Source organism: Streptomyces sp. NPDC040410 (genome assembly GCF_055595715.1).
This window is the reverse complement of the sequence record NZ_JBVIVK010000016.1, coordinates 38,900-61,487: the sequence shown is the minus strand read 5'-3', so window position 1 is coordinate 61,487 and position 22,588 is coordinate 38,900. Positions and strand designations below refer to the sequence as shown.

Below are 22,588 nucleotides of genomic sequence, written 5' to 3'. Positions count from 1 at the left end.
CGTATGACTGCGCCTGTCCCCGACGCGCCCACGGACACGCCGGCCGCCGGCCACGGTCCTGTCGCGCTCTCCCTGCCGCATCCTGTCAAGCCCAAGCTCCGCGGCTGGCTGCATCTCGGCATGTTTCCGGCCGCGCTCGTTGCGGGCCTGGTGCTGACCGCCCTCGCCGACTCCACCCGGGGCCGCGTCGCCTGCGGGATCTACGCACTGACGGCGTGCCTGCTGTTCGGCGTCAGCGCGCTGTACCACCGGGGCAACTGGAATCCTCGGACGGACGGCATTCTGCGCCGTCTGGATCACGCCAACATCTTCCTGATCATCGCGGGCACCTACACCCCGCTGACCCTGCTGCTCCTGCCGAGCGCCAAGGGGCAGTGGCTGCTGTGGGGCATCTGGGCCGCGGCGGCCGCGGGCATCGTCTTCCGGGTGTTCTGGGTCGGCGCCCCGCGCTGGCTCTACACCCCCTGTTACATCGCGATGGGCTGGGCGGCCGTCTTCTTCCTGCCGGACTTCATGCGCGCGGGCGGGATCGCCGTCCTGGTCCTGGTGATCGTCGGGGGCCTGCTCTACAGCGCGGGCGGTGTGATCTACGGGATCAAGCGCCCCAACCCGTCACCGCGCTGGTTCGGCTTCCACGAGGTGTTCCACTCCCTCACGCTGGCGGCGTTCGTCGTGCACTACGTCGGGATCTCACTGGTGGCCTACCGGCACGGGTGACACGCCGCTCTCTTCCGGAGACCTCCCTGTACCGGGGCCGAGAACGGCCACCGGGACGACCTCACCGCCCTTGGCGACCGGACCCCGGACGTCCTGCAACACGGCCTTCCCAGGGAAAATCGCTGAGACCCCGCCCCGGCTGCCGTGACATCCTGACCCGGTGAGCACACCGGAGATCCACGTTGAATTCGCCCCCGAGCTGGCCGTCTTCGTCCCGCACGAGCGGCGTACGGGAGCCACCGTGGTCGCAACCGACGGCCTCTCCTCCCTCGGCCACGTCGTCGAGTCGGCCGGCGTCCCGCTGACCGAGGTCGGCACACTCCTCGTCGACGGCCGCGAGGTGCCGGCCTCCTACGTGCCGGCAGGGGGCGAGTCCGTGCGGGTACGGACGGTCGAGCGCCCCCAGCGGGTGCCCGGCGGGCCCCTCCGTTTCCTCCTCGACGTCCACCTCGGCACCCTCGCCCGGCGGCTGCGCCTGCTCGGCGTGGACACGGCGTACGAGTCGACGGACATCGGCGACCCGGCCCTCGCCGCGCGCTCGGCGGCCGAGAAGCGGGTCATGCTCAGCCGCGACCGGGGCCTCCTGCGCCGCCGCGAACTGTGGGCGGGCGCCTTCGTCTACAGCACCCGCCCGGAGGAGCAACTGCGGGACGTGCTGGACCGGTTCCGGCCCCGGCTCAGGCCCTGGACGCGGTGCACCGCCTGCAACGGGCTGCTCAGGGAAGCCACCAAGGAGGAGGTGGCCGACCAGCTGCAGGGCGGGACGCAGCGGTCGTACGACGTCTTCGCGCAGTGCCGGCAGTGCGGGCGGGCGTACTGGAAGGGCGCGCACCACGAGCAGCTGGTGGCCATCGTGGAGCGCGCCCTGGACGAGTTCGCGGGTGAGTGCTAGGGCGTGTTTCGAAAGTCCCATCTGGCCCGCGACGCCTGGCACGGCGCCTCGCCGCGTTGTCGGGATCGCCCGCGTACGCCCAGTACGCGGGCGACCCTCCGCCTTGCGATGCACCGCACCAGACGCCGCGAGCCCCGCCCTTCGGGCGGACGACGCTACTTTCGAAACACGCCCTAGCTCTTCCTCACATCACCCTTTCCGCAGGCGATTCCGTCCTTGTCGCGGTCCAGGCCCAGCGGGTCGTCCCTGCCGTTGATCTTCAGACGGCCGTAGTCGTTCGTCTTCAGCCAGGCGCACCGCGCCGCCGTCGTCTTCTTCACTTTCGCCGGGAACGCGGTCGGCACGCACACGTTGATCGAGCCGTAGTGCCGGTCGCAGCCGGAGACGGTGACGGGAACCTTCTGCGAGGTCCGCTTCTTGCCGGGCCCGGTGACGGTGCCCTTGAGCGAGTCGGCGAAAGAGTGGATGTGCGCCGAGGCGTCGGTGGCGCTCAGGGCCTGCGGGCCCTGCAGGTGCACCCACTTCGCCACCGACGGCACGCCGTTCGCGTCCACGGCGAAGAGCATGTACCAGCCGGGCGGGGCCAGGTTGGGGTTGCTCGTCACGTTCAGGTCGACGTTGTTGCCGTCCACCGACAGGGGCAGGTCCACGAACCGCTGGTTCGGGTCGGAGGAGTGGGTCACGGCCGCCGGGCGGATCAACTCCGCCTTGGCGACGGGCCGGTCGACGGTGATCCGCTGCGTGTCGCCGTAGTTCCACTCGGTGTCGATCACCGAAGTGATCGCCGGACGCGTGCCCTTGAGCAGATAGGGCGGCGTGTAGATGGACACGTTGTGGTTCCAGGTGCCGTTGCCCGGGTTGTCACCGGTCGACATGACACGGCCGTCGGGCAGCAGGAACGAGGACGAGTGATAGCCGCGGGCCTGGGGGTCGGCGGCCACCGGGTCGAAGGTGTTGGTCGCCGGGTCGTAGACCGACGACTCGAAGACCGGATCGGCCCGGTTGTGCAGCGCGCCGCCCGTCTCCAGGACCTTGCCGTCGGGCAGCAGTACGGCGGAGACGTACATCTTGCCCTGGTTGCCGGTCTGGGCCACCTTGCCGTTGCCGAGGTCGACCGTGCCCTGCGGCAGCGGGGGCCCGGCCGCATAGGACGGGTTGGCCTGCTTGAGGTCGATGACGTCGGTCAGCCGGTTGGCGTCCGGGTTGGAGTCGATGTTGCCGCCGCCGATCGTGAGGACCTTCTGGTCCTGCGCCGGGGGCAGCAGCACGCTCGCCGACTGGTCGCGCGCGTCCTTGTTCTGCAGCCCCGGGATCTGCGTGATCGTGTTGGCGTCGTAGTCGTAGATCGCCGAGCCCGTGCCCGGGATGTTGTTGCCGAAGACATGGCTGCCCGAGTAGAAGAGCCGGCCGTCCTGCATCAGGATCATCGACGGGTACAGGCCCCAGTACGACCAGGTCTGGTTGACCTTCCACAGCGGCTGCCACCGCTGCTCGGCGGCCGACCAGTACTCCGCCGTCACCGAGCCGGTCGAGTCCTCGCGCAGCCCGCCGAAGGAGATGACGTCACCGTTGCCGAGCTCGGTCGCCGACGGGTACCAGTGGCCGTCGTTCATGTCGTTGGTCTTGCTGTAGGTCTCGGAGACCGGGTCGAAGACGTACGAGTCCTTGAAGCCCTCGTAGCCGTGCCCGCCCGCCACCGGGTACGCCTTGTTGCCGCTCATCACCAGCACGCGCCCGTCCTGGAGCTGGACGTGGCCGGCACAGAACATGTCCTTCGGTGTCGGGACGACCTTGTACGAGCCCGTCGCCGGGTTGTAGACCGCGGAGGTGAACGTGCCCGCGTTGAACTGCTCCTCGCTGTTGCCGGAGCCCGCGATCAGCAGCACCTTGCCGTTGTTGAGGACGACGGAGTGCATCGAACGGACCGGGTTCTGCGTGGGCAGCACGTCCCACCTGCCGTTGGCGCACTGCTCGGCCGTGCCGGTGCAGGTCGCGGGCGGGAGGACGTCGGGGACCTGCTCCATCGTGTAGTCGTCGGTCGTCGCGGAGCCCGTGCCGTACACCGAAACACCCCACGTGATGCGGTCGGTGCCGGCCGGGATCTCGGGGGTGCGGACCGTGGCCTGGGTCCAGCTCCCCCGCATCTCCAGCGTCTTGAGGTCGGTCCAGTACTGCCAGCCCGCCGTCGTGTCGTGCCGGAAGAGGGTGACGGCGGTGTCCGGGGTCGTCGACTTGTACCAGAGGGACAGGTCGTACTGCTTGCCCGCCGTCACCACCGGCGCGCACTGAGCCGACTCGGTGATCAGCGCCTTGCGGTCGCCGTCGACCCGGCGGGTCAGCTCGACCTTCATGGCCTTGCCGCCGGTGTGGGCGTCGGTGGTGTGCGTGAAGGTGAAGTCGTTGTCGCCCCAGCCGGACTTCTCCCAGCAGTACGGCATCCCGTCGGTGCCGGCCGTCTCGAACCCGGGGTTCTTGACCAGGTTGGCGGCCGACGCGGACTGGGGCGAGGTGAGCAGAAGACCGGCGGTCAGGGCCCCCACCCCGACGAGTGCGGTCCTTCTTCGGTACATGCTTCGGTATGTGGTCGGACTGTGCTCGGTCACGCGAGGTCTTTTCACGCGGTTCTCCTTGCTGTGCGACTGCCGTCCTTCATCGGGCGACGCCCCCTGCGCGGCAGATAGACCAGCGCCTCGGTCCCGGCGAAGCGCACGAGGAAGGTCGTCACCAGCGCGAGCGCGGTGGCGGACAGCGCGCCCATCCCGAACTGGTGCACGAACAGCGCGATCAGCGGGATGCGCAGCACCAGGTCGGCGTTGGCGAGCAGCGCGAACCGGCCGACCCGGTCCCACCAGCGGCGGTGCCCACGGCGGTCGCGGAACAGCAGGTGCTCGATGAGCACGAAGTTCCAGGCGACGCCGAGCTGGTTGGCGAGGATCTCGGCCGGTACGTAGTGCATGCCGAGCGCGGTGAGCGCCCACAGGCCGAGCAGGTTGGGCACGAAGCCGGTCGCACCGATCAGACCGAAGCCGACCATGCGCGCCACCGGCGACGCGGTGCGCAGGCCGACCAGGTGGCGCAGGAAGCGGAAACCCTCCTGCGCGCTCGACTTGGACTCCCCCGCGAACCGGTCCTGGAAGACGAAGGGCACCTCGGTGACCTCGCGCGGTCGGCTGCGCACGGCGAGTTCGAGGAGGATCTTGTAGCCGAGGGGCTGCAGGACGTCCGCGGTCACCACGCTGCGGCGGATCGCGAAGAAGCCGCTCATCGGGTCGCTGATGCCGTGCAGCTTGCGCGGGAAGAGGGACTTGGTCAGCCAGGTCGCGCCGCGCGAGACGGCCACCCGGTAGCTGCCCGCGAGCCCGGCGCGGCTGCCGCCCTTGATGTAGCGGGAGGCGACGACCAGTCCGGCGTTCGCCCGCTCGCCGGTGGCGACCAGCTCCGGGACCAGCGAGGGCGGATGCTGGCAGTCGCCGTCCATGACGACGATCCAGTCGGACGAGGCCGCCTTCATCCCCTCGACGACCGCCCCGCCGAGCCCGCCGACCGGCTCGTCCCGGTGCAGCACGGTGACCGGGAAGGGGCAGTCCTTCGCCGCCTCGTGGATGACCTCGGGCGTGTCGTCGGTGGAGTCGTCCACGAAGACGACCTCACAGGGCAGCCGGGACGGCACCGACTCGGTGATCTGGTGCAGCAGCTGCCGTACGTTCCCCGACTCGTTGAAGGTCGGTACGACGATCGTCACGGCCCCCGGTTCCGGCACCTCGGCCGCGCGGACGGCCGGATCGTTCAGCCGTCCCGGGACGGTGTAGTCCTGGCTCATCGCTCGCCTCCCGAGGCACTGCCCGTGGTCTGGATCTGCCGGATCTCGATCCGGTCCTCGCCCGTGCCGAAGGTGGCGACCGGCGTCGAGTGCTGCATGGCCGCCCTGACGTTGGGCAGGTCGACCGCGTCGCGCCGCACCGTCGGGGAGGCCACGACGTAGTCGAGGTCCTTCCAGCCGCGCGGCATCGTCTTCGTCACCGCGGGGTCGAGGTCGGCCTTGTAGAACCAGATGACACCCCGCCCGGGCTCGTACCCGGCGTGCACCAGGTCCAGCCAGAGCGCGTCGTCGACGAGCACCCGGGTGTCCTTGGGGTCCTCCACCTCCGTGGCCAGCCATTTCGAGGCCGCCCGGTAGGGGGCGTTGGCGTCTGCGGTGACGGCGGTGCGGTCGCCGTCGTACCAGTGGGGTACGACATAGGCGCCGGCGGCGAGGGCGAGGACGCCCGCGAGCGCGTACCGGCCCGACGTGACGAACCGCTTCTCCCCCTCGGCCCGCCGACGGCTCAGCACGGCGTGGGCGACCGAGGCGGTCCCCCCGGCGAGGACGAGCGCGAGGAAGGGCAGTGCCTGGATGACGTACATCGCGGGCAGGTAGCCGCTGGGGCGCATCGCGACCACGGCGAGGATCGCCACGGCCAGGGACGGGCCGGCCAGCGCCCGGGCGGTGACGGACCAGCGCCAGGTGGCCAGGAGCAGCAGGGCTCCCCCGAGGCCGCCGATGATCAGGACCCGGTCGTAGTACAGCCAGGACTGCAGTACGCCGTACGAGCCGGAGCCCTGGTCCAGGATGAAGCCGGAACCGGGTCTGGTCATCTGGTACTTGAGGCCGTCGAAGAGCGAGACGTGACCGCTGCCCGGGAAGAGCTCGCCCTTGAGGAGTGCGAAGAGCGGGTACGAGAGGCCGATCAGCGCGCAGGCGGTGATCGCGCCCGTCAGCGCGAACTTCCGGGTGTCGCGGTGGCCGTGCCGCCACATGGTCAGCAGGAGAGCGGGCAGGATGACGAGCATCGTCTCCTTGGTGAGGACGGCCGTGGCGGCCGCGATGCCCGCGCCGAAGTGGTGCCAGAGGTGGCGGCTCGGAGAGGCGGCGAGGGTGAACGCGAGGAGCGTCCACATCACCGCGAGGTTGTCCAGGAAGATCTCGCGCTGGAGCACCACCGACAGGGGTGAGAGCCCGAAGAGCACCATGCCGAGCCCGGCGGCCCAGCGCGGCAGTGACAGGCGTCGCGCGAGCACGAAGACGAGGACGGCGCTGATCCCGCTGATCACCAGCATCATGACGCGCATCGAGCCGACGGTCATCGAGTCGGGGCTCAGCAGCGACGGGATCCAGGTCAGTACGGCTATCTGGATCCAGCCGAGGGGCGGGTGGTCGTACCAGTACGTGTAGTGGGCGAGGCCCTCGCCCTGCTGGACCGCCCAGGCCTGGGCGAGATAGGTGCCCTCGTCGTCGCTGAGCGTCGGGTAGTCGGCGATGTTCCAGCCCTGCACGACGAGGATCGCCACCAGGAGCGCACCGCACAGGAGGAGGTCGGGGCGGGTGGAACGGAGCCGCTTCGGCTTCGGCGGAGTTGCTCGACCGGCCGAACGGCTTTCAGGCGCAGGCTGCCGCTGCGCGGGGACCTGGGGAGTGGTCACCGCGGGAAGGGTGGAGGTCACGCGGGAACGTCCTCTCGGGACTCTCGGATCACTTCGGCTTCGGTGAGGTGAGCGCCGACATGAGTGGTCAACTCCCAGTCGTTGCGGCCGCGTTGCTCACGCCATACGGCGCGGATGGCGGCCCCTGCGAGGAGGACCTGATAGAACGGGCCGCCCACGACGAGCTTGAGGTAGTGGACGAAGCGGACGCGGAGCCCGTACTGCTTGCCGAAGTCGTGCAGTCCGACGAGCTCGAACACAAAGGTCACCAGCGCGGTGACAGCCGGCAGAAAGGTGATGAAGGCGATGCCGACGGGCACGTCGAGAAAGAGCGCGATCGCGACGTTGAGCGGGATGATGACACCGGAGAAGGCCTGCAGGAACGGCGTCATCAGCGTGTACCGGGCGAGCAACCGCTGCCCGAAGCCCGGGAGTTGCTTCCAGTCCTTCTTCCGGTAGACCTGCAGGAAGCCCTGGTTCCACCGGGTGCGCTGCTTGAGCAGCGACATCAGCGAGCCCGGGGTCTCCTCGCGGGTCACCATGTCGGAGTCGTAGGCGACGACGACCTTCTTGCCGACGCTGGACAGCCGCACACCGAGGTCGCAGTCCTCGGCCAGGCAGTTGGGATCCCATCCGTCGGCTTCTCTCAGCACATCGGTCCGTACGAAGACGGTGTTGCCGCCGAGCGGGATGAACCCCTTCTGCGCGTGCAGGTGCAGCCGCGAGCGGAACCAGAAGAAGTACTCCAGGCAGTTGCGCAGGCTGTACCAGCTGGAGTGGAAGTTGATGAGCTGGACCCCGCCCTGCACGACGTCCGCACCGGTGGTCCGGAACGCGTGGTCGACGTGGGCGAGCAGCTCCGGATGGACCTGGTCCTCGGCGTCGAAGACACCTACGACGTCGCCGCGGCAGTGCGGCAGCGCCGTGTTCATGGCCTTCGGCTTGTTCTTCTTCTCATGGGTGTCGACGACGACACGGACGCGCGGATCGCGTTCGGCGGCCCTCTCGGCCACCGCCGTGGTCTCGGGGTCGTCGTGCCCGACGATGACGATGATCTCGAAGTCGGTGTGTGTGGACTCCAGCAGCCGCTGGATGGTGTGGTCCAGCACGGCCTGCTCGTGCCGCGCCGGAAGCAGCAGCGAGAAGGAGACGTGCTCGTCACCGTCCGGACTGCTGAATCGGGTGGAGGCGAGCACTTCGGGCGTACGCCACGCGTGCATCTGCCACCACAAGGTGAAGGCCGCCATCCAGAACAAGGCCAGCGAGACGGCAGCGATGAAGACAGACGTCAGCAACAGATCCCCCCAGATCCCAATGCCCCCTGTCGCGACGGTGAGTCACCCCCGCCGCATTACTGTGGAGAGAGTAGGGGGGAACTGTGAAGCGCGAGAGCTGTTCCGATAAATAGCGTGTTTCGGAACGGTGCGGTGACTAACGGGATCCATCCGAACACTTGCCTCATTAGGGCAGGCCGATGTGCCCCTCCGCGCCGCTTTTCCTGCCCTTTCAGTGACTCAACGCGATGCGCAACCGATCAGGATCGGTCGTCGGGGCGTCACAAGTGAAGTTACGGCAGACAAACGCGGTTGGTTCACCGTGGAGGAGCGGCCGATCGGCGAGCAGCGGGAACTCGTCACTCTCCGGAGTCCCGACGGCGACGACGGCACCGGGGGCGGGCCCGAGAAGTGCCGTACGGTGCAGTGCTTTTGTGGCCTCGTCGTCCAGGCCCGGCCCCACGACGGCGACCTCGCGAGGACCGTCGAGCAGCGCCTCGGCGACGGCGAGCCCCCAGCCGATGAACCGCGGCACCCGCGGCCCGAGCGCCTTGACGACACCCAACGCCCGCTCGGCGGCGGTGCGGTGCGGCTCGGAACCCGTGTGGGCGGCATAGCTCAGCAGGGCGCCCGCGGCGGCGGTCCAGCCGGACGGGGTCGCGTTGTCGGTCGGATCCTGCGGCCGGCGGATCAACCGCTCGGCGTCGGCGGCGGTGTCGTACAGCGCACCCGACTCCGGATCGACGAACCGGACGAGGACGTGATCGAGCAGGAACCCGGCGAACTCCAGCCACACGCCTTCCCCGGTGACGGAGGCCAGCGAGAGGAATCCCTCCGCCACATCGGCATAGTCCTCCAGCACACCGGCGTTCGCCCCCACTTGACCGTCCCTGCTGGTACGCGCCAGCCGGGCGTGGTCGTCCAGGTGCAGCCGTACGAGGAGATCCGCCGCGCCGAGCGCGGCCTCCACCAGGTCGGGACGGTCGAAGTAGGCACCGGTCTCCGCCAGCGCGGCGACGGCGAGCCCGTTCCAGGCGGCGACGACCTTGTCGTCACGGCCTGGGGCGGGGCGGGCGGACCGGGCACGGAGGAGACGGCTCCTGACCGACTCGATCTTCCCCGCTTCGAACACACCCTCGTCCTGCGGAAGTTGGAGGACGGAGGAGCCGTGCTCGAAGGTACCGTCCGCCGTCACACCGAAGTGGCGGGCGGCGAGCTCGGCGTCGTCACCGAGGACCTCGCGCAGCTGCTGCGGCGTCCACACGTAGTACGCGCCCTCGACGTGCCTCCCGCTCCCGTCGTCACTGTCGGCGTCGAGCGCGGAGGCGAACCCGCCCTCGGCGGTCCGCAGTTCGCCCACCATGAAGTCCGCGGTCTCCAGCGCGACCCGACGGGCGAGCTCGGACCCGGTGGCACGCCACAGGTGGGCGTACACACGGCACAACAGCGCGTTGTCGTAGAGCATCTTCTCGAAATGGGGCACGACCCAGTCCCGGTCGACGGAGTAGCGGGCGAACCCGCCCCCGAGCTGGTCGTAGATACCGCCGCGCGCCATACGCTCGCAGGTGTCGCGGGCCATCTGCAGCGCCCCCTCGGCCCCGGTCCGCGCATGATGCCGCAGCAGGAACTCGATCACCATGGACGGCGGGAACTTGGGTGCCCCGCCGAACCCGCCGCGCTGCGGGTCGTACTCCCGCGTAAGCCCGAGCAGCGCCTGCGCGAGCTCCTCCTCACCGGGCGCCAGGCTGTCGCCGAAACCGATCTCCCGCCCCGCCAGATCCCGCACGATCTTCCCGGCCACCTCGGCCACCTCGTCCCGCCGGTCGGCCCAGGCGCTGCGCACCCCTTCGAGCACCTGCCGGAACGAGGGCATGCCGTGCCGGGGCGCCGGCGGAAAGTACGTCCCGAAGTAGAACGGCTCGGCCTCAGGCGTCAGAAACACGGTCATGGGCCAGCCGCCCTGCCCGGTGGCGGCCTGAACGGCCTCCATGTAGACGGCGTCCACGTCGGGGCGCTCTTCCCGGTCGACCTTGATGCTGACGAAGTGGTCGTTGAGATAGTCAGCGGTCTGCTGGTCCTCGAACGACTCGTGAGCCATCACATGACACCAGTGGCAACTTGAATAGCCGACGCTCAGCAGGACCGGCTTGTTGCTCTTGCGAGCCTCGTCGAACGCCTCGGCCGACCAGGGCCACCAGTCGACGGGATTGTCGGCGTGCTGGAGGAGGTAGGGGGACGTCTCATGGGCCAGTCGGTTCGGCATACCTCCATCCTGCCGCAGCACCCGGAGAACACCGGACAGCACGCGTGCGCCGCAGGCCGTCCGGGGCGGGTCCTCACATGTCCCCCTGATCCCGCCCCCTCCCCTGAACGCATCATCCGCAGCACACTTGACCAAGAAACCTGTTGCCGCCGGAGGGGGACGTGACATGCGGGACGGTCATCGGGCGGAGGCCGAGCAACTGCTCGCTCGGGCCGTGGAGGAGGAGGTGCGCCGGTCGGGTGGGCGTACCGACGGCGGCGTGCTGCTGTCACGGGCGCGCGGATCGCTGGACGCCATGGCCCAGACGGCGGCCGAGGAGTACGAGGCGTACACCCGCGCCCTGGACGAGTCGGAGGCGGGGCGGGTCACCTTCGGGCAGCGGTATGCGCGGGAGGGCGCGGGCACTCCCCTGCTGGTGGCCGGCGTCGCCGCCGTCGCCGCCACCGTCGCCGACCTGGCTCTCGGCACCGGCGCGGGCACGGCCCTGGGCACCGGCGTGACGGTGGGCGTCGTGGGCGCCGCGGCGACGGTGGTGAAGGTGGCCGGTGCCCATCTGCCCGCCGCCCACCACCGCGCGGGCGCCATCGGCCAGCCCGGCGGTCCCGAGCAGCTGCGCCTGCAGTGGCTGACGGCGCTGGAGGTGCGCGGCATCCGCCCCTTCCTGGACCAGCAGCGTGTGCTGAGCGCCTCCACCGGTCCGAAGAAGACGGGGCCGCGGCTGCGCGGCACGGACAAGAGCGCGGCGGCCCGCGGGCGCAGCGTCCTGGAGCAGTCGTTCGGTCAGCTTCCGGAGCCGGTGGAACCGTTCGCGGGCCGTCGGCAGGAGCTGGCGCGGATCCGGCAGTGGGTGCAGGCGGCCCGTGCGAGCACGAGGACCCGGCCGACGGTCGTCGTCCTGCACGGCGCGCCGGGCAGCGGCCGCTCCACGCTGGCGGTCCGTGCGGCCCACGATCTCAAGGACCAGTTCCGCGGCGCGTGTGTCGTGGATCTGCGCGGTGACAGCCCGGAGGAGTCGCCGCTGCCCACCCGCGACGCGCTGCTCCACCTGCTGAACCGTCTCGGCGCGCCGCGCGAGCAGCTGCTGTTCCGTGAGCGCTCCTCCCCCGAGCAGCAGGTCAAGCGGTTGAGCGAGCTGTACCACCAGCATCTGACCGGCGTGCCCGTCACCATCGTCCTGGACGACGCCTTCGACCCCGCGCAGGTCCGCTTGCTCGTCCCCGAGCGCTCCGACAGCCTGGTCCTGGTCACCGCCCGCAAACCTCTCGAACTGCCCGACGATCTCTCCGCCCGGGTGCACCGGCTCCCGGTGGAATCGCTGGACGCGGCCGGTGCGGAGGAGTTGCTGGGTGCGGCGGCGCAAGATGGTTCGGGGCCGTACGACGCCGAATCGGCCGACCGGATCGCGGAGTTGTGCGGGGGTCTGCCCTTGGCGCTGCGTATCGCGGGCTCTGGTCTGGGCCCGCGCTCGCCCCGCCGGCTGGCCGCGGATCTCGCCGCGTACGGCCCGGTGGAGCCCGTCGAGCGCGTGCTGTGGCTGCGCTACACCGACCAGTCGGACACGGCCCGCCGGCTGCTGCGCCGGCTGGCGCTGGCCGGCCGGGCGTCGCTGGGTGCGGCCGCGGCGGCCGCGCTGCTGGCCACGGACGAGACGGAGGCGACCCGCCACCTGGTGGCCCTGGCCCGGGCGGGCCTGATCGACCATGTCCGCGGCGACCGCTACCGCCTGCACGACCTGGTCCGCGCGTTCGCTCACGCCCGTCTCGTCGACGAGGAGGAGGCGTCGGACCGTACGGCGGCGCAGGAGCGGCTGATCGTGAACTACGCGGACCTGGCGGACTCGGTGCTGCGTCTGGTGGACGGCAACGTGTCGACCCGCTCGGACCGTTTCAGTCCGCACGGTTTCACCTCGCTCGACGAGGCGCTGCGCTGGCTGGACGACGAGTCGAGCTTCATCACGGCGACGCTGCGGCACGCGGAGGGCGTGAACCAGGCTGCGGTCCTGAACCTCCTCGGCGCCCTGTGCGACTACTGCCTGCTGCGCGGAGACCTGTACCGCCTGGGCGAGATCAGCGAGCTGACGCAGGCTGTGGACCAGGGTCTGCTGGTCCGCTCGGTGCAGTGGCGTACGGGTATCGCGGCCCGGCAGCTGGGCGAGCTCGACAAGGCGCGTACGACGCTGACGTCGGTGGTGGACCTGTACATGGAGGCCCATCACGACGCGGGCGCGGCCCGCGCCCTGTGCTCGCTCGGCATCACCCTGCACCACCAGGGCAATCTCAGCGAGGCGACGGCGAAGCTGCGGGAGGCGCTGGATCTTCAGGCGGCCCCGGAGCTGGCCACGGACCGGGCCTGGACGATGCACGCGCTGGCGGCGGTCGAACGGGACCGCGGCCGTCTCCGCGAGGCGATGGACCTGCTGACCCAGTCGCTGGTGCTGCACCGGGCGGGCGAGTCGGTGCACGGCGAGGCGTGGGCCCATTTCCAGCTCGGTCAGCTGGGCCTGCGCATGGGCGACATCGCGCGCGCGGAGGCCGAGCTGCGGACCGCCCTCGATCTGTACGGCCGTACCCGCGACGGCCGCGGCGAGGCGTGGGCCCTGACGCAGCTGGCCCGGGCCCGTCTGATCGCCGGCGATCCCGCCACGGCGGTGGACGGCCTGCGGCGGGCGACCTCGCGCCACCGCGACAACGAGGACGCCCGCGGCGAGGCGTGGACGGTCTACTACCTGGGCCAGGCCCTGGAGGAGACGGGCAACCTGGATCACGCGGTACGTGAACTGGAACGCTCGCGCACGATGTTCTCGCGCATGCGGGACGTCTACGGCCTGGCGTGTGCCCGCCACCATTCGGCCCGGGCGACCCGAGACCAGCGTGCGGCCCAGACGGGCTCGCTGCGCAACTCGGGGTTCGCGCGCCAGCTGCTGGTCGACGCCCGCGCCGACTTCCAGCGCATCGGCGTCGCGCACGGCGAGGCGTGGACCTGTCTGGAACTCGCGGTCGTCGACGCGGGCAACGCCCGGACGCAGCAGGCTCTGGCGCTGTGCGACGAGGCGGTGGAGCTGTTCATGTCGTACGGCGACCGCCGGGGCGAGGACTGGGCGCGCTTCCTGCGCTGCACCCTGCTGCCGTACGCGGCTCCCGGCGGCGTGGAGATCGGCACGGCGGTGGCCCAGGAGGAGCTGGCCCAGCTGTCGCGGGCGGGGCACCTCTCGCGGGACCAGAAGCTGGACGACTACGTGGAGGCGTACCAGCTGCTCCTGGAGCGGGGGATCGACCTGGAGGCGGGCTGGCAGGCGTGGCGGCTGGGTATGGTGCCGAGCCGCCATGCCCGGGAGGTGATGGGGGTGGCGGTGCCGGCCCCCTGACCGGCGCCCGCCTTCCCGGACTCGTCAGCCCCGCCGGGCCTTGGGCTCGGCCGGGGTGTCCTCGGAGTCGGCCTCGCCGTCCGCCTTCGGGTCGGGTGCTTCCTTGAAGTCGACCTTGCCCATGTGGCGGCTCATGGACTTCATCAGGGCCCACACGGCCAGGGCCATCGCCGCGAAGACGATGAAGCCGAGGACACCGGGGGTGACCTTGTTCTCGTCCACCTCCTTGGCGAGGGGGACGAGGTGCGTCATTGCCAGGCTTGCGCTTGCGCTCATATCAGGCATTGTCGCGGATGCCCGCGAAGAGGTCGTCCTCGGGGAGGGAGGTGTCCGCAAGCGACTTCGCGAGCTCGTACTCCTCCGTCGGCCAGACCTCCTTCTGGATCTCCATCGGGACGCGGAACCAGCCGCCGTCGGGGTCGATCTGCGTGGCGTGTGCGATCAGTGCCTTGTCGCGGATCTCGAAGAAGTCGGCGCACGGGATGTGCGTGGTCAGCGTGCGCTCGGTGCGCTGGAACTCCTTCCACCGCTTGAGCCACTCCCCGTAGGGCGACTCCAGGCCGCGCTCCAGCATGGCGCTGTGGAGCGCCTCGGTGCGCGGGCGGTTGAAGCCCTGGTTGTAGTACAGCTTGAGCGGCTGGTAGACGGGGCCGAACTCCGCCTCCGGGTACTTCTCGGTGTCGGAGGCGCCCTCGAACGCCACCATGGAGATCTTGTGGGTCATGATGTGGTCGGGGTGCGGGTATCCGCCGTTCTCGTCGTACGTCGTGATCACCTGGGGGCGGAACGAGCGGATCTGCCTCACCAGCTCGCCGGCCGCCTTGTCGACGTCCTCCAAGGCGAAGCAGCCCTCGGGCAGCGGCGGCAGCGGGTCGCCCTCGGGCAGGCCGGAGTCGACGAAGCCGAGCCACTCCTGCTTCACACCGAGGATCTCGCGGGCCTCGTCCATCTCCTTCTTGCGTACCTCGTGGATGTGCTCCTCGATGTACTTGTCGCCCTGCAGCTTCGGATTGAGGATGGAGCCGCGCTCCCCGCCCGTGCAGGTCACGACCAGCACGTCCACCCCCTCGGACACGTACTTCGCCATGGTGGCCGCGCCCTTGCTCGACTCGTCGTCGGGGTGGGCGTGGACGGCCATCAGTCGCAGCTGGTCAGTCAAGACTCAATCCTCAGTAGTCGGCGCCCGGTGTGACCGGGTGCAATTCAACAGGTGCCGTCCCGCAGGGACGTCGTTGAGGGGTGGCGGTCGGGCGGCGGGCGGGAGGCTTCTATAGTGACCGAATCGGGGGGCGAATAATTCCGGGGTCCAACTCCGGGGCCCCTTCGGGGACAACCGGGTCCGGCCCCTGCCGAGAGGACGATCATGAGTACGGCGAGCACGCGGCTGCCCGAGGGCCGTTACGGCCGCTCCTCGGACGCGCGCGCCGACCGCAGGCTCAAGGTCGTCGGTGCCCTCCTCGCGGCGGCACTGCTCGCCCTGGTCGGCTACTTCGCCTACCACTACGTCGGCCAGAACAAGATCAGCGCCGAGGTGATCACCTTCGATCCCTCGAAGGACGCCGTGAAGGTGCATCTGGAGGTCCACAAGGACGCCGGCGCCGGCGGGTACTGCACCCTGCGGTCCCAGGCGGAGAACGGTGCCGAGGTGGGCCGGGCCGACTTCCGCTTCGACGGGCCCGCCACGCGTATCGACAAGGTCGTCACGCTCCGCACCACCTCGCCGGGTACGACGGCCGAGCTGCTCGGCTGCCACGCCGACTGACGTCACTTTTGAATACGTAGGCGCTGACCTGCGCGGACGTAATTCTGGTGGCTTATGTCCTCCCCCTTCCGCCCCTGAATTGTTAGGCTCGTGGTTTCGCCCATCCGTGAAGGAACATTCTTCTGGGTAGGGCGATGCTTTGTATTCCCAGTACCTACGAGGAGCACCTGTGACCCAGACCAGCGAGAACGTCACCTGGCTGACCCAGGAGGCGTACAACAAGCTCAGGGACGAGCTTGCGCACCTTACTGGTCCCGCGCGCACGGAGATCGCCGCCAAGATCGCGGCCGCGCGCGAGGAGGGCGACCTGCGTGAGAACGGCGGGTACCACGCGGCCAAGGAGGAGCAGGGCAAGCAGGAGCTCCGTGTGCGCCAGCTGACCCAGCTCCTGGAGAACGCCCAGGTGGGCGAGGCCCCGGCCTCGGCGGACGGCGCGGTCGCGCCCGGCATGGTCGTGACGATCGCCTTCGACGGCGACGAGGACGACACCCTGTCGTTCCTGCTCGCCTCGCGCGAGTACGCGAGTGCCGACATCGAGACCTACTCGCCGCAGTCGCCGCTGGGCTCCGGCGTGATCGGCCACAAGGTCGGCGAGGACGCGGAGTACGAGCTGCCGAACGGCAAGAAGGCCTCGGTGAAGATCCTCAAGGCCGAGCCGTACAGCAGCTGATCCCCGGCCGCTCCCGACCTGCACGACCTGTGATGGGCCCCCGGCGTCCCCGACGCCCGGGGCCCTGGTCATGCCGTCGCCGACCGGTACTTCCGGACCGACAGCGTCCTGAAGATGACGATGATCAGGACCGAGTAGATCAGCGACGCCCACACCGGGTGCACCATCGGCCAGGCGTCCGACGGAGACCGGCCGGGGTTGGCGAAGAGCACACGGCATGCCTGGACAGTGGCGCTGAAGGGGTTCCACTCGGCGACATGGCGCAGCCACGGGGTCATGTTGCTGGTGTCCACGAACGCGTTGGAGATGAAGGTCACGGGGAACAGCCAGATCAGGCCGCCGGACGTGGCCGCCTCGGGCGTGCGGACGGACAGGCCGATCAGGGCGCCGATCCAGGTGAACGCGTAGCCGAGCAGGAGCAGCAGGCCGAAGGCACCGAGGACCTTGACGGCGTTCGTGTCGCCGTCGGATCCGACGCGCCAGCCCACCAGGAGAGCGACCACCGCGAGCACGAGCAGCGTCAGCGCCGTCTGCACGAGGTCCGCGAGCGTACGCCCGGTCAGGACCGCCCCGCGCGCCATGGGCAGCGAGCGGAAGCGGTCGATGAGTCCCTTGTGCATGTCGTCGGCGATGCCCGCGCCGGCTCCGGCCGTGGCGAACGTGACGGTCTGCGCGAAGATGCCTGCCATCAGGAAGTTCTTGTAGTCGGTGGCGCTGGTGCTGCCGCCGATCTGCATGGATCCGCCGAAGACGTAGCTGAACAGCACCACGAACATGATCGGCTGGATCAGTCCGAAGATCACCATTTCCGGGATGCGGGACATCCGGATCAGGTTGCGCTTCGCGACGACCAGCGAGTCGCGCACGGACTGGCCGAACGGGTGGCCGGGGGCCGCGGCCCGTACGGCATCGGTGACGGCGCTCACTCGGTGGCCTCCTTCTTGTGCCGGCGGTCCTTGGCGGCCGCCCCGGCCGCCGATCCGTTCTCCTCGTCCCTCACCTCGGCCACGTGGCCGGTCAGGGACAGGAAGACGTCGTCCAGGGTCGGGCGGCGCAGCCCGATGTCGTCCATCTCGATGCCGCGTGCGTCGAGCTCGCGGATGACCTCGGCGAGGAGCTTGGCGCCGCCGGTGACGGGGACGGTGATCTTGCGGGTGTGATCCTCGACGGAGGTGTCCCCCTTGCCGAAGCCGGCCAGCACCTCGGCCGCGGTCGCGATGTGTTCGCGGTCGTGGACGACGACCTCGACGCACTCGCCGCCGGTGCGGGCCTTGAGCTGGTCGGAGGTGCCGCGGGCGATGACACGGCCGTGGTCGACGACCGCGATGTCGTGCGCGAGGTTGTCGGCCTCTTCCAGGTACTGGGTGGTCAGCAGCAGGGTCGTACCGCCGGAGACCAGCTGTTTGATGACGTCCCACAGCTGCTGGCGGTTACGGGGGTCGAGCCCGGTCGTCGGTTCGTCCATGAACATCACGGGCGGGGAGACCACCAGGGCCGCGGCCAGGTCGAGCCTGCGGCGCATGCCTCCGGAGTAGGTCTTGGCGGTGCGCTCGGCGGCGTCCGCGAGGTTGAACTGCTCGAGCAGTTCCTCGGCCCGGGCCTTGGCCGCCCTGGCCTTCATCTGGTAGAGCCGGCCGACCATCTCGAGGTTCTCGCGGCCGGTCAGGTACTCGTCGACGGCGGCGAACTGGCCGGACAGACCGATGGACCGCCGCACCTCGTGGGGCTGCCTGAGCACGTCGAGGCCGGCGACGACCGCCTTGCCGCTGTCGGGGCGCAGCAGGGTCGTCAGACAGCGGACCGTCGTCGTCTTGCCCGCGCCGTTGGGCCCGAGCAGGCCCAGCACGGTGCCCTCGGGGACATCGAGGTCGACGCCGTCCAGGGCCCTTACGTCGCCGAAGGTCTTGACGAGACCCTCGGCATAGATGGCGCCTGGCATATGAGTCTCCACGTCGTCGGGGATTGTTCATCATTCACGGGGCACACCATAACGCGATGTATCGTGTCTCTCAATGGAAATTTCCGAACGGGTGACGATCCGCGCCTGACCTCAGTCGATGACGGTGTAGCCCGCCTCGCGGAGGGCCTGGCCGACCTCGGCGCAGTGCGCCGGGCCCTTCGTCTCCAGGTGCAGCTCGACCTCCGCCTCCGTGAGCCCGAGCCGTGGGTCGGTCCGTACGTGGCTCACATCGAGGACGTTAGCGTCCACCACTGACAACACCCCGAGAAGCGTCGCGAGGGCGCCCGGCCGGTCCGTCAGGCGCAGGCGCACGGCCAGGTAGCGGCCCTGCGCGGCCATGCCGTGCCGCAGGATGCGCTGGAGCAGCAGCGGGTCGACGTTGCCGCCGGACAGCACCGCCACGACCGGCCCCTCGAAGGACCCGGGGTCGCTCAGCAGTGCCGCGACCGGGCTCGCGCCGGCGGGCTCCACCACGAGCTTCGCCCGTTCCAGGCACAGCAGCAGCGCGGTGGACAGCTCGTCCTCGGTCACCGTGCGGACCTCGTCCACCAGGTCGTTGACGATCCCGAACGGCACGTCGCCGGGCCGCCCCACCCTGATGCCGTCGGCCATCGTCGCCGGATTCCCGACCGACACCGGCCGCCCGGCGGCCAGCGAGGGCGGATACGCGGCCGCGCCGGCCGCCTGCACGCCCACGATCCGCACGTCCGGCCGGAGCGCCTTCACCGCGACCGCGATACCGGCCGCGAGCCCGCCCCCGCCGATACCCACGACGATCGTGCGCACCTCCGGGCACTGCTCCAGGATCTCCAGGCCGACCGTGCCCTGGCCCGCGATGATGTCGGGGTGGTCGAAGGGGTGGATGAACACCGCGCCCGTCTCGGCCGCGTACTCCTGCGCGGCGGCCAGTGTCTCGTCGACCACCTGGCCGTGCAGGCGCACCTCGGCCCCGTACTCCTGCGTGGCACTGATCTTCGGCAGCGGGGCGCCCTTCGGCATGAACACCGTGGACCGCACCCCGAGCAGCGTGGAGGCCAGCGCCACGCCCTGCGCGTGGTTGCCCGCGCTCGCGGCGACGACACCGGCGGCCCGTTCCTCGGGCAGGAGGCCGGCGATACGGACGTACGCGCCGCGCAGCTTGAACGACCCCGTCCGCTGCAGGTTCTCGCACTTGAAGTGGACCGGCGCGCCGACCAGCTGGGACAGGTGGCGGCTGCCCTCCATGGCGGTCATCCGCGCGACGCCCGTGACCATCTTCTGGGCACCGCGCACGTCGTCCAGGGTGACCGGAGGCAAGGAGTGGGCCGTACGGTGGTTCATGACACAAGTCTCGCAGTTCACACGCCGGAACCCCCGCTGTGACCAACCTCCGAGACTGGTTTCCTCAGCGCCGGTACGGCCCGCCTCCCGGCCGCGTACCCTGTCCCCCAACCCAGCACCCCTTTCATGAAGCGAGCCTCCGGCCATGCCCACAACACCTGAAATGTCGATGGACATGACGACCGTCGGTGACATCGGTCTCCTCGACACCCTGCAGCACGAGGTGGCGGTGTTCGCCCGCCGTGCGGAACAGACCCGGCTCGGCGGGGTGGGGCAGGTGCGCAACTCCATGGACCGTGCCGCGTACCTGCTGCTGAACCGTCTCGACAAAGAGGGACCGATGGGCGTCAAGGCGCTCGCCGCGAGCATGGGGATCGACTCGTCGACGGTCACCCGGCAGGTGGCTCCGCTCGTCGACACCGGGCTTGTGAAGCGCACCTCACATCCGGAGGACGGGCGGGCCGTGGTGCTCCAGCTGTCCCCGCGCGGGCAGTCCCGGCTCGAGGAAGTACGTTCGTCCAGGCGTCAGTTGATGGCCGAGCTGACACACGACTGGGCGCCGGAGGAACGCGAGGCGTTCTGCACGCTCCTCACGCGCTTCAACACCGCCCTGTCGGCCCGCATGGCCGCCCAGGGGCTGCCGGGAGCAGACGCGCCGTCGTCGTCCTGAGCGGCCACCACGCACGCGTGCGGAGCGGTTCCCGGCGGGAGGCCACCAGTGCGTGCGTGGCTCTTGACCGAAAGGCCACCCCTGGCCTCATATGAGATCGGGATCCCTGTCGCACGCGGCTGACGCGTTCCGTACGCGGCCGGGGCCCGTTTCCTCAGGGTCGCCCTCAGGCGGGAGGCGCGGTGCGACAACGGCATGCGTCCCAAGGCGTCCGCAGGGCCCGGGAGTTCGAGGCGTTCGTCGCTGGCGCGGCCGGGCGGCTGCTGCATGCCGCCACGCTGCTGACGGCGGAGGCACCGGACGACAACCCGCGCGCGCGCCGCCTGCTGACGCTGGCCCTGGCCCACACGTACGCGTGCTGGGACGGCCTGCGCGGCGAGGACCCGTACGACCGTGCCCGCCAGTACCTGGCCACCCGCTTCGCCCGGGGGGCGTGGCACCAGTACGGCGGCCTCGGCCGGGCCCGCCCGCACCCCGGCAGTCCGCTGGCCGTGCTCGCTCCCCAGGAGCGGCTGATCCTGGTCCTCAGGTTCTTCGAGGGCGTCGCCGAGGAGCAGACTGCGGCCCTGCTCGGCCTGCCCGCGGAACGCGTCCACGCGATCTGTGACCGGGCGACGGCCACGCTGCTGCATCCCCCGCGGGGGCCGGCACCGGCGGTGAGGACGAAGGTGGCGGCGTCGTGAACCGGCCGGAGCGGGAGGCCGCCGCGCGGCGGATCATGGAGCGGACGCAGCCCGCCGTCCCGCCCGACCTGTACGCGGACGTCGTGCGGCGCGGCGGCCGCATGCTGCGCCGCAGGATCGCCGTACGCCGGCTCATGTGGCTGCTGCTGTTCGCCGCGTCCGTGGCCTTCGTCGTGTGGGCGGTGATGGCCCGCCCCTGGGTGGAGCCGCCCTCGGACACGACTCCACCGCTCACCGGCTGGTGACCCGGCCGCCCTACTGACCGAGCGCCTGCTGCAGGTCCTCCAGAAGGTCGTCGACGTTCTCGATGCCCACGGAAAGGCGGACCAGGTCGGCGGGGACCTCGAGGGCCGAGCCCGCCGCGGACGCGTGAGTCATCCGCCCCGGGTGCTCGATCAGGGACTCCACGCCGCCGAGCGACTCACCGAGCGTGAACACCTTGGCGCGGTTGCAGACCTCCACAGCCGCCTCCTCACCGCCCTCCACCTGGAAGGAGACCATGCCGCCGAATGCCCGCATCTGCTTGGCGGCGACCTCGTGACCGGGGTGCTCCGGCAGACCCGGGTACAGAACGCGCGTCACGCGCGCATGCCGGGTGAGCATGTCGGCGACCTCGGTGGCGTTCTCGCTGTGCCGGTCCATGCGCACCGAGAGCGTCTTGGTTCCGCGCAGCACCAGCCAGGAGTCGAAGGGTCCGGCGACCGCGCCCATCGCGTTCTGGTGGTACGCCAGTTCCTCGCCCAGCGCCGGGTCGCTGACGATCAGCGCGCCGCCGACGACGTCCGAGTGGCCGCCCATGTACTTGGTCAGCGAGTGCACGACGACGTCCGCGCCGAGGGACAGCGGCTGCTGCAGGTACGGCGTGGCGAAGGTGTTGTCGACGACCAGCCGGGCGCCCGCGTCCCGGGCGATCTGGGCGACGGTGGCGATGTCGGTGATGCCGAGCAGCGGGTTGGAGGGGGTCTCCACCCACACGGCCTTGGTCTTCGGCGTGATGGCGGCCCGTACGGCCACGGGGTCGCTGGTGTCGGCGACCGACCACTCCACCCCCCATCGGGAGACGACCTTCGCGAACAGCCGGAACGTGCCGCCGTACGCGTCATTGGGGATGACCACGTGGTCGCCGGGGCTGAGCAGCGTACGCAACAGGCAGTCCTCGGCCGCCAGTCCGGACGCGAACGCGAGGCCGCGGCGGCCGCCCTCCAGGGCGGCGAGGTTCTCTTCGAGCGCGGTCCTGGTCGGATTGGCGCTGCGGCTGTACTCGTAACCGCCGCGCAGGCCGCCGACGCCGTCCTGCTTGTAGGTCGAGACCTGGTAGATCGGCGGGACGACCGCGCCGGTGAGGGGATCGGCGGTGTTGCCCGCGTGGATCGCAAGGGTCTCGAAGTGCTGACTGATGTGCCTGTCGCTCATGGGCACCGAGGGTAGTGCGCTTGCGGTGACCGTGCCGGACGGCGGGACGCGGGAGGCCGGACGGGAGGGTTTTCCCCGCGCCCACGAGAACGGCGTCGCCGTTTTCCACAGGGTCCGCGACCAGGTTGGCCAATTGTCGG

Annotated in this window: 19 protein-coding genes; 8 read left to right on the top strand and 11 right to left on the bottom strand. The window is 70.3% G+C overall.

Translation table 11 applies throughout. The annotated features are described in order from the left end of the window. Positions 1–3: 3 nt before the first annotated feature. A complete protein-coding gene (gene trhA, locus ACZ562_RS28120) occupies positions 4–717 on the top strand; it encodes a PAQR family membrane homeostasis protein TrhA (protein ID WP_471184559.1) in 714 nt (237 codons plus the stop codon). A 160-nt stretch (positions 718–877) separates the two neighbouring features. Further along, the gene (locus ACZ562_RS28115) at positions 878–1,609 is read left to right on the top strand and encodes a Mut7-C RNAse domain-containing protein (protein ID WP_471184557.1); all 732 of its coding nucleotides are present in this window, start codon (positions 878–880) and stop codon (positions 1,607–1,609) included. A gap of 173 nt (positions 1,610–1,782) precedes the next feature. Here the strand turns inward: ACZ562_RS28115 and ACZ562_RS28110 are convergent, their stop codons facing one another. The 5 genes from ACZ562_RS28110 to ACZ562_RS28090 form a co-directional block, all read right to left on the bottom strand. Then, positions 1,783–4,179, bottom strand: a complete 2,397-nt coding sequence (locus ACZ562_RS28110; protein ID WP_471184555.1) for a galactose oxidase-like domain-containing protein — start codon at positions 4,177–4,179, stop codon at positions 1,783–1,785. 44 nt (positions 4,180–4,223) lie between these two features. Next, positions 4,224–5,429, bottom strand: coding sequence for a glycosyltransferase (locus ACZ562_RS28105; protein ID WP_471184552.1), 1,206 nt, complete (start codon positions 5,427–5,429; stop codon positions 4,224–4,226). Next, complete coding sequence (locus ACZ562_RS28100) at positions 5,426–7,090, bottom strand: ArnT family glycosyltransferase (RefSeq protein WP_471184549.1); 1,665 nt, start codon at positions 7,088–7,090, stop codon at positions 5,426–5,428. The genes ACZ562_RS28105 and ACZ562_RS28100 overlap by 4 nt, the downstream gene beginning before the upstream one ends. Then, the gene (locus tag ACZ562_RS28095) at positions 7,087–8,364 is read right to left on the bottom strand and encodes a glycosyltransferase (protein WP_471184546.1); all 1,278 of its coding nucleotides are present in this window, start codon (positions 8,362–8,364) and stop codon (positions 7,087–7,089) included. The genes ACZ562_RS28100 and ACZ562_RS28095 overlap by 4 nt, the downstream gene beginning before the upstream one ends. Positions 8,365–8,575: 211 nt before the next feature. Further along, on the bottom strand, positions 8,576–10,606 hold the full coding sequence (locus tag ACZ562_RS28090; RefSeq protein ID WP_471184543.1) for a thioredoxin domain-containing protein: 2,031 nt from the start codon (positions 10,604–10,606) through the stop codon (positions 8,576–8,578). A gap of 166 nt (positions 10,607–10,772) precedes the next feature. On the opposite strand from ACZ562_RS28090, the gene ACZ562_RS28085 reads away from it, so the two are divergent. Then, positions 10,773–13,970: a tetratricopeptide repeat protein gene (locus ACZ562_RS28085; protein ID WP_471184541.1), complete on the top strand. Its 3,198-nt coding sequence runs from the start codon at positions 10,773–10,775 to the stop codon at positions 13,968–13,970. A 24-nt stretch (positions 13,971–13,994) separates the two neighbouring features. On the opposite strand, the gene ACZ562_RS28080 is transcribed toward ACZ562_RS28085, so the two are convergent. Both ACZ562_RS28080 and mca read right to left on the bottom strand, forming a co-directional pair. Further along, on the bottom strand, positions 13,995–14,255 hold the full coding sequence (locus ACZ562_RS28080; protein WP_471184538.1) for a hypothetical protein: 261 nt from the start codon (positions 14,253–14,255) through the stop codon (positions 13,995–13,997). Further along, the gene (gene mca, locus ACZ562_RS28075) at positions 14,248–15,129 is read right to left on the bottom strand and encodes a mycothiol conjugate amidase Mca (RefSeq protein WP_471184535.1); all 882 of its coding nucleotides are present in this window, start codon (positions 15,127–15,129) and stop codon (positions 14,248–14,250) included. Before mca ends, ACZ562_RS28080 begins: the two co-directional genes overlap by 8 nt. 204 nt (positions 15,130–15,333) lie before the next feature. Here mca and ACZ562_RS28070 point away from each other — a divergent pair, with 204 nt between their 5' ends. Further along, entirely contained in the window at positions 15,334–15,732 is a 399-nt protein-coding gene (locus ACZ562_RS28070; RefSeq protein WP_471184532.1) for a DUF4307 domain-containing protein, read from the top strand. Positions 15,733–15,901: 169 nt separating this feature from the next. Next, positions 15,902–16,402, top strand: coding sequence for a transcription elongation factor GreA (gene greA / locus ACZ562_RS28065; protein ID WP_471184530.1), 501 nt, complete (start codon positions 15,902–15,904; stop codon positions 16,400–16,402). A gap of 68 nt (positions 16,403–16,470) precedes the next feature. Here greA and ACZ562_RS28060 read toward each other — a convergent pair whose 3' ends face one another. The 3 genes from ACZ562_RS28060 to ilvA all read right to left on the bottom strand — a co-directional run bounded on the left by ACZ562_RS28060 (position 16,471) and on the right by ilvA (position 19,682). Then, positions 16,471–17,328: an ABC transporter permease gene (locus tag ACZ562_RS28060; RefSeq protein WP_471184527.1), complete on the bottom strand. Its 858-nt coding sequence runs from the start codon at positions 17,326–17,328 to the stop codon at positions 16,471–16,473. After that, positions 17,325–18,341, bottom strand: coding sequence for an ATP-binding cassette domain-containing protein (locus ACZ562_RS28055; RefSeq protein ID WP_471184524.1), 1,017 nt, complete (start codon positions 18,339–18,341; stop codon positions 17,325–17,327). Before ACZ562_RS28055 ends, ACZ562_RS28060 begins: the two co-directional genes overlap by 4 nt. Before the next feature lie 111 nt (positions 18,342–18,452). Then, complete coding sequence (ilvA, locus tag ACZ562_RS28050; protein ID WP_471184522.1) at positions 18,453–19,682, bottom strand: threonine ammonia-lyase; 1,230 nt, start codon at positions 19,680–19,682, stop codon at positions 18,453–18,455. A 163-nt stretch (positions 19,683–19,845) separates the two neighbouring features. Here ilvA and ACZ562_RS28045 point away from each other — a divergent pair, with 163 nt between their 5' ends. The 3 genes from ACZ562_RS28045 (at position 19,846) to ACZ562_RS28035 (ending at position 21,280) form a co-directional block, all read left to right on the top strand. Beyond that, a complete protein-coding gene (locus ACZ562_RS28045) occupies positions 19,846–20,352 on the top strand; it encodes a MarR family winged helix-turn-helix transcriptional regulator (protein ID WP_471184811.1) in 507 nt (168 codons plus the stop codon). Between the two features lie 182 nt (positions 20,353–20,534). Beyond that, positions 20,535–21,035 carry a sigma factor-like helix-turn-helix DNA-binding protein gene (locus ACZ562_RS28040; RefSeq protein WP_471184519.1) on the top strand — a complete coding sequence of 167 codons (501 nt, stop codon included), beginning with the start codon at positions 20,535–20,537 and terminating at the stop codon, positions 21,033–21,035. After that, complete coding sequence (locus tag ACZ562_RS28035; protein ID WP_471184516.1) at positions 21,032–21,280, top strand: hypothetical protein; 249 nt, start codon at positions 21,032–21,034, stop codon at positions 21,278–21,280. Before ACZ562_RS28040 ends, ACZ562_RS28035 begins: the two co-directional genes overlap by 4 nt. Before the next feature lie 10 nt (positions 21,281–21,290). Here ACZ562_RS28035 and ACZ562_RS28030 read toward each other — a convergent pair whose 3' ends face one another. Continuing rightward, entirely contained in the window at positions 21,291–22,448 is a 1,158-nt protein-coding gene (locus tag ACZ562_RS28030) for a cystathionine gamma-synthase (protein ID WP_471184513.1), read from the bottom strand. Between the last annotated feature and the right edge of the window lie 140 nt (positions 22,449–22,588).

Coding starts and splice junctions, on each gene's coding strand:
- ACZ562_RS28085 (WP_471184541.1), top strand. CDS start 10,773: ATGCGGGACGGTCATCGGGCGGAGGCCGAGCAACTGCTCGCTCGGGCC.
- ACZ562_RS28070 (WP_471184532.1), top strand. CDS start 15,334: ATGAGTACGGCGAGCACGCGGCTGCCCGAGGGCCGTTACGGCCGCTCC.
- ACZ562_RS28110 (WP_471184555.1), bottom strand. CDS start 4,179: ATGTACCGAAGAAGGACCGCACTCGTCGGGGTGGGGGCCCTGACCGCC.
- ACZ562_RS28030 (WP_471184513.1), bottom strand. CDS start 22,448: ATGAGCGACAGGCACATCAGTCAGCACTTCGAGACCCTTGCGATCCAC.
- ilvA (WP_471184522.1), bottom strand. CDS start 19,682: ATGAACCACCGTACGGCCCACTCCTTGCCTCCGGTCACCCTGGACGAC.
- trhA (WP_471184559.1), top strand. CDS start 4: ATGACTGCGCCTGTCCCCGACGCGCCCACGGACACGCCGGCCGCCGGC.
- ACZ562_RS28105 (WP_471184552.1), bottom strand. CDS start 5,429: ATGAGCCAGGACTACACCGTCCCGGGACGGCTGAACGATCCGGCCGTC.
- ACZ562_RS28080 (WP_471184538.1), bottom strand. CDS start 14,255: ATGCCTGATATGAGCGCAAGCGCAAGCCTGGCAATGACGCACCTCGTC.
- ACZ562_RS28090 (WP_471184543.1), bottom strand. CDS start 10,606: ATGCCGAACCGACTGGCCCATGAGACGTCCCCCTACCTCCTCCAGCAC.
- ACZ562_RS28045 (WP_471184811.1), top strand. CDS start 19,846: ATGTCGATGGACATGACGACCGTCGGTGACATCGGTCTCCTCGACACC.
- ACZ562_RS28055 (WP_471184524.1), bottom strand. CDS start 18,341: ATGCCAGGCGCCATCTATGCCGAGGGTCTCGTCAAGACCTTCGGCGAC.